7 protein-coding genes and 1 pseudogene are annotated in these 6390 nt (G+C 43.4%); all 8 read left to right on the forward strand.

The features are described from left to right. Nucleotides 1-308, forward strand: a pseudogene (locus tag H9X81_RS11335) (SAM-dependent methyltransferase); the annotation flags it as partial. After that, nucleotides 305-1654: a restriction endonuclease subunit S gene (locus H9X81_RS11340; RefSeq protein WP_204722123.1), complete on the forward strand. Its 1350-nt coding sequence runs from the start codon at nucleotides 305-307 to the stop codon at nucleotides 1652-1654. The pseudogene H9X81_RS11335 and the gene H9X81_RS11340, both read left to right, overlap by 4 nt. Continuing rightward, nucleotides 1645-1791: a restriction endonuclease subunit S gene (locus H9X81_RS12100; RefSeq protein WP_204722125.1), complete on the forward strand. Its 147-nt coding sequence runs from the start codon at nucleotides 1645-1647 to the stop codon at nucleotides 1789-1791. The genes H9X81_RS11340 and H9X81_RS12100 overlap by 10 nt, the downstream gene beginning before the upstream one ends. Then, nucleotides 1740-2699 (forward strand): restriction endonuclease, encoded by a 960-nt coding sequence (locus H9X81_RS11350; protein ID WP_207751067.1) that lies wholly within the window; start codon nucleotides 1740-1742, stop codon nucleotides 2697-2699. Before H9X81_RS12100 ends, H9X81_RS11350 begins: the two co-directional genes overlap by 52 nt. A gap of 65 nt (nucleotides 2700-2764) precedes the next feature. After that, entirely contained in the window at nucleotides 2765-3673 is a 909-nt protein-coding gene (locus H9X81_RS11355) for a haloacid dehalogenase-like hydrolase (RefSeq protein WP_204722128.1), read from the forward strand. 212 nt (nucleotides 3674-3885) lie between these two features. Further along, a complete protein-coding gene (locus H9X81_RS11360; protein ID WP_204722130.1) occupies nucleotides 3886-4899 on the forward strand; it encodes a restriction endonuclease in 1014 nt (337 codons plus the stop codon). Between the two features lie 393 nt (nucleotides 4900-5292). Beyond that, the gene (locus H9X81_RS11710) at nucleotides 5293-5472 is read left to right on the forward strand and encodes a helix-turn-helix domain-containing protein (protein WP_207751068.1); all 180 of its coding nucleotides are present in this window, start codon (nucleotides 5293-5295) and stop codon (nucleotides 5470-5472) included. After that, the gene (locus H9X81_RS11370; RefSeq protein ID WP_204722132.1) at nucleotides 5469-5894 is read left to right on the forward strand and encodes a helix-turn-helix domain-containing protein; all 426 of its coding nucleotides are present in this window, start codon (nucleotides 5469-5471) and stop codon (nucleotides 5892-5894) included. Before H9X81_RS11710 ends, H9X81_RS11370 begins: the two co-directional genes overlap by 4 nt. Nucleotides 5895-6390: the final 496 nt, after the last annotated feature.

Here is a 6390-nt window from a genome sequence, read left to right on the forward strand (position 1 = left end):
GCTATAAGCACTTCTCCAAAACCAAGCCGATGAAACTGGAGCATTTCCAGCCGGTATTGGATTGGTGGAATGACCGGCAGGAGATTACCGAGGAGGGCTTTGACAAGGCTAAAAAGTTCACTATCCAGCAGCTCACCGAGGAGCTGGGTTACAACCTCGATCAGTGTGGTTACCCCCATGAGGAGGAAGAAATCCTGGCTCCTATGGATTTGATTCATCGGTACGAGGAGCAGCGTGCCTCACTCAATGCAGAGATTGACCGGGTGCTGGCGGAGATCACCAGCCTGTTGGGAGGGAGTGCCGAATGACCCCACAGGAACTGAAAAACAGTATTTTGCAGTTTGCCATTCAGGGTAAGCTGGTGGAGCAGCGCCCCGAAGAAGGTACAGCGGAGGAACTCTTTGCCCGGATTCAACAGGAAAAACAGCGCTTGATTGCCGAGAAGAAAATCAAAAAGGATAAGCCAATGCCAGTAATTACAGAGGACGAAAAGCCGTTTGATATTCCAGAGAGCTGGAATTGGGTGAGATTGGGCGATATAAGTACATACGATCACCGGAAAGAAAAGATATCAGCAAACGAAATTACAAAAGATATGTGGTCGTTGGATCTTGAAGATATTGAGAAGGAAAGCGGAAAAATCATTAATATCTGCAAAGCATCTGAACGAAAAATTTCTGGAGATAAAGTTCGATTCTATAGAGGGCAAATCCTCTACAGTAAACTACGTCCTTACTTGAAAAAAATACTCGTTGCACCAGATGATGGCATCTGTTCCTCTGAAATGGTTCCCTTTAATTTGTATGGAAATATAGATTCACGATATGCAGTGTACTTTTTAAAGTCGCCACATGTGGATTTTATTATCAATTCCGTTACCTATGGAGTAAAAATGCCAAGAGTAGGAACGGACACAATGATTGAATTGCCATTCCCCCTTCCGCCCCTTGCTGAGCAAAAGAGGATTGTTGCCAAAATCGAGGAGCTGCTGCCCTATATTGACCGCTATGAGCAGGCGTGGAGCAAGCTGGAGCTGTTCAACACCCGCTTCCCGGAGGATATGAAAAAATCCCTCCTGCAGTACGCTATCCAGGGCAAGCTGGTGGAACAGCGCCCCGAAGAAGGTACCGCCGAGGAACTCTTTGCACAGATTCAGGAAGAAAAACAGCGCCTGATTGCCGAGAAGAAGATCAAGAAGGAAAAATCGCTGCCCGAAATCACCGAGGATGAAAAGCCCTTTGATATTCCGGACAGTTGGAAGTGGGTGAGATTTTCTGATGTAATTGATGTTAGAGATGGAACACATGACACGCCCAAATATGTCTTAAAAGGGGTTCCTCTTGTTACCAGCAAAAATTTAGTTTCCGGTAAGATTGATTTTGATACCGCAAAACTAATTTCTGAAACAGATGCGGCTGCCATAAATATGCGGTCAGAAGTAAATACCGGTGATATACTTTTTGCAATGATTGGTACAATAGGAAATCCGGTTTTAGTAAAAAAAGACAGAGAATTTTGCATTAAAAATATGGCGCTGTTTAAGCCTATTGATAATCGCTTGTTCAATATGAGTTACCTATTGCTGTTTCTTCAAAAAGAACAAGAACAAATGAAAAAAGTGCAAGTGGTGGGGTTCAATCGTTTGTGTCTTTAAAATTTTTGCGTAATTATTTGTTGCCTCTCCCGCCTTTTGCCGAGCAAAAGCGGATTGTCGAAAAACTGGAACAGCTGCTGCCGCTGTGCGAGCGGCTGGGATTCCAATACAGAAAATTACAGAATGGAGGAAAATGATGACGCCTAAAATATCAGCCAATACACTCATGTCTTTAAAAAATGCATTATCAAAGATATATTGGTATAAAAATGATCTGCGGAGTTTTTTGAAGTACTGTATAAAAAATGATGCAATTGTTGCTGTCATTGACTGGGACGGAAACAGTAAGTTTGAAATTGTGTCTGAGCTGATTGATCGTATGGTACAGAGACCGGATTTGTACTCCAACGATTTAATGGAACTTTTACGTAATGTATATAATTTTAGCGACTATTCACATTTCAGAAGATTGGACGATGGGGACAAAAAGATTGCTTTCGCCAAAGAGGCGGTTGAAGCATTTCGAAAAAGCTGCGGCGATTTTTTGGAACAGGAAAACAATCAAAAGCAAGCTGAAGAAAATAAAAAGAAGTTTGAAGCACAGAGAAAAAATACTCTTGATTACAATAAAAAAATTGATGAATTCAAAGAGAGATTTTATACGCTCGTAAAGAGCGAAAATTCTCAAAAGAGAGGATATCAATTTGAAGAATTCCTGGGCGATTTGTTTGCATTTTTTGATTTGTCGCCACGATCTTCGTTTAAAATACAAGGAGAACAGATTGACGGTTCTTTTACACATGACAACACGGATTATCTGATTGAGGCAAAATGGAAACAGGAACCTATAGACAGATCTGATATTGATATATTTGAAGCCAAAGTATCAAGAAAACTCAAAACTACTCTAGGATTATTTATTTCCATCTCTGGCTTTAATTCGTCGGCAGTTTCCACCGCAGGTTCTGGAAGGTCTATTATTCTGATGGATGGCGCTGATCTCACCCAAGTGTTAGAAAATAGAATCTCTTTGCCTGAACTGATCTTTATGAAACGCCGTCATGCAGCAGAAACCGGTGAGATCCTGTACCGGGTTATTGTCTAGAAACGCGAAGATAGCGCCGTTATGTTTTGCGGCCTTGAAAAGAGTGAGGCAGAAGGAGGAATTTTATGGCTAATATTATTGCTGTGATTTGGGATTGTGATAAAACTCTTGTGGATGGATATATGCAGGACCCCATTTTTGAAGATTATGGCGTTGATTCAAAAAGTTTCTGGGATGAAGTAAGGAATAAGCCAAAAGAATATGAAAAGGAAGGGGTTCGTGTTAACAGTGATACATATTATTTAAATCACTTTATCAAATGTGCGCATGATGGAACCCTGAAGGGACTAAATAACCAAAAACTGCGAGAATATGGTGCGAAGCAAAAGTTTTATAACGGTATTCCTGAAATATTTGAAAAAACAAAACAGATGTTTAAAGATGACAAAACCTATTCGGAATACGGTATCCAGGTGGAGCACTATATCGTAAGCACTGGATTTGCAGAGGTGATCCGTGGTTCTAAACTGATGCCATTTGTGGATGGAATTTGGGGATGTGAGTTGCTTGAGACCCCGGATTCCGAAGGTAATCTTGTGATTGGTGAGGTAATTTATACCATTGACAACACAACAAAAACCAGGGCGATCTTTGAAATCAATAAAGGTATTGGAAAGATTGACGGCATAGAGGTGAATTCCAAGATACCAGAGGAAAACCGGCGTGTACACTTTGAAAATATGATTTACATTGCTGATGGTCCCAGTGATATTCCAGCGTTTTCCGTGGTCAAGAAAAATGGAGGCGCCACTTTTGCGATCTATCCAAAAGGAGACTTGGAAGCCATGCAGCAAGTAGAACAGATGCGCGAAGATGGACGTGTGGACATGTATGCGGAAGCAGACTATTCAGAAGGAACTACGGCATATATGTGGATTACCAGTCGAATTCAAAAAATGGCTGACAGGATTCGCGACACAGAGCAAGCAAAAATTATGAATTCTGCTTCTGGAGTTCCTCATCATCTGATTTAAATCATATTTGTTCCAGGCAGTGCCTCGTTTCTGTACACTGGGAATCTGTGCCCAATATTTTGGTGATATATACGGGTTCTGTCATTTTATCTATCCAAACATTCGAAGTGATTTTATATTTTTTCGTCATGCTGATCTCTGATTGGGAGAACGCAAGACGGTTTTAGATCGCTGTGTATTGTTTGGGCTGTGAGCGGTAAGGAGGGAAAATAATGTCGATGTGGTTGTGCCGTGCAGGACGGTATGGCGAGTTTGAAAACAAATTCCTTGAGGATAGCAAGGTATACTGCACCTGGGATAATCTCCCGGAATCAATCATGCAGTTCCATACCAAGCAGGACTTGCAGCAATATTTTGTGGACAACAACCCGGATGTCAAGGTAAAAACAGCAATGAACTGGGCGAGCCAGGTATGGCCGTTTGCTCATGAGATGAAAAAGGGTGAGATCGTTGCCCTGCCCAGCAAGATCAAACCAGTTATTCATTTTGGAAAGATCATTGGAGATTATGAATTTCTGCCCAATAACGATAATCCCTATTATCACGCTCACCAAGTGGATTGGTTTGCCTGTGACATTCCCCGTGCGGCTTTTGACTATGACATTTTGTATTCCTTTGGAGCATTTATGACCATTTGCCGTATTAAGCAGGAAGATCGCATAAAAGCTGTCATCCATGCCCAGAAGCAGGGAAAGAAAGTACCTCAAATTACTCTGCAAGAGCCGCCGGATGATGAAGAAGCACGAGATATTGAAAATGAAGCCTTGGGGGTTATCACAAATCTGATAATCCAGAAGACTAAGGGGCATGGTTTAGCAAAAATTGTAGATGCTATTCTTCGAGCAAAGGGGTTCACTACATATGTTAGCCCAGCCGGACCGGATAAAGGTGTGGATATTCTGGCATCTGCGGGTACGCTTGGTTTTGGAAGTCCCAAAATCTGTGTTCAGGTTAAGTCCACGGACGCGCCAGTGGATCGGATGGTTTTGGATCAGTTGGGCGGTGTGATGAAAAACTTTGGTGCAGAATACGGCTTGTTAGTGTCATGGAGCGGTTTCAAATCTTCCGTTATCAATGAGACCGCCAAACAGTTTTTTGAAATTCGTCTTTGGACACACAAAGAAATCATTGAAGAGTTCTTGCGTTACTACGACCAGATGGATGATGAGATCAAAGAGCTGATTCCTCTCAAAAAGATATGGGTGGTAAATGGCGTTGACGACTAACTAAGGTAGTTATCTCAGTTAAAACTGGATTGTGATTAATATGGTTTGTGGTTTCTTTTTGAAAGAAATGCAATGACTTCATTTTACTGGGGAACTGCAAGCCATGTTTTTTGCGGTCTATTTATGTCCTACTCACCGAATGGGATTCTCTTGACAAATCCAAACTCATCATGTTACAACACAGGTAAAGAACATTTGTTCCATGCATAGCTGGTACCCTGCCAGCATTTTTTAGTCAAACAGACATACATACCAAACTGAATCACACGTTGTAAGCACCGAACAAGGTGCTGCAGTTGTGTTGCTCAGAAACGGTGTGTATGTCTTTTTTCTTTTTTTGCCAGGGAGGAGGAGTGTTATACGAAAGAATCAGTCTACAAAAGCTATGAAGAACTGCCGCTGTTCCTGAATGCCGAAACGGTGGCAAAGGTGTTGGGTGTTGCTCCATCTACAGCTTACGAGCTGATGCACGAAGCGGATTTCCCTACCCTGAAGGTCGGCAATCGAATTGTTGTTCCGAAGGAGCAGTTCATAGTCTGGGTGCAGCACCACACAGAGGGAGGGATTCAGTGAAGTATCAGAAGTGGCCAAAGAGAGACCCAATCAAAAACTATTTTCCGGTACCAAACGAAGTCTTCCTGCTCGGTCTGGCGCCGGGAGAATTGGCAGTGTATTCCTATCTGCTTTTCTGTGAGGACAGAAATACTTATCGGTGCTGGCCCAGTTTCAAAACCATCGGAAAAGCTACAGGAATGAGCACCAACACAGTAAGAAAATATGTGCGGATGCTGGAAGACCGGGGGCTCATCGCTACAGAGCCGACCAGCGTTACCACGAAGAACGGTCAGAAGCGAAATGGAAATCTGCTCTTCACTATCCGTCCGATTCAGGAAGCAGTGGAGCAATTCTACCAGCAGCAGTTGGAGAAAATATCCCTGGATGTACAGAGGGAGAAGGCGTCAGGTACGAAAGTTAAGCAGGAACGCCCTGCGTGATCGGCTGTGTGGGCTTGTGTGAGGTTTTCCCAGTCGGGGTAGGAAACAGATACCTGATACCAAGTCGACCGCTATTTGGGGCAATTTTGAGGCAGCTTGAGGAAGCACATCCTATCGCAGCGATGAAAAGAGAGGGTTTCCATGTCCCCTAATAATGTTCTATAGAACATTATTAGGGGGGCGAAGGATGGAGCCTCCTGTATAAAAACTGCGCCGCATAAACAAAGAAAAGGACTTTGGGGATGGGCCCAGAAAAAGAAGAAATCCCGAAGACCAGTAGGCAGCAAAGTCGGATAGTCCCCACAGTCCCGCCTGTATGGGCCTGTGTGCGGCTTTTGCCGGGAGAGTAAGGAAACAATCCCTCACTCCCGTGCAAGCTCCTGTTGAGCTGTTTTTGCGGGGCGTTTGGAAAGGCGGGGTTTTTCGAGTCAGTGTGGGTCATCCGGGGCTAGGTGGGACCAAAATCCCATGCACAAATCCGCTGCATCTGACAAGT

The organism is Hydrogenoanaerobacterium saccharovorans (assembly GCF_016901815.1).
GTDB lineage: Bacteria > Bacillota > Clostridia > Oscillospirales > Ruminococcaceae > Avimicrobium > Avimicrobium caecorum.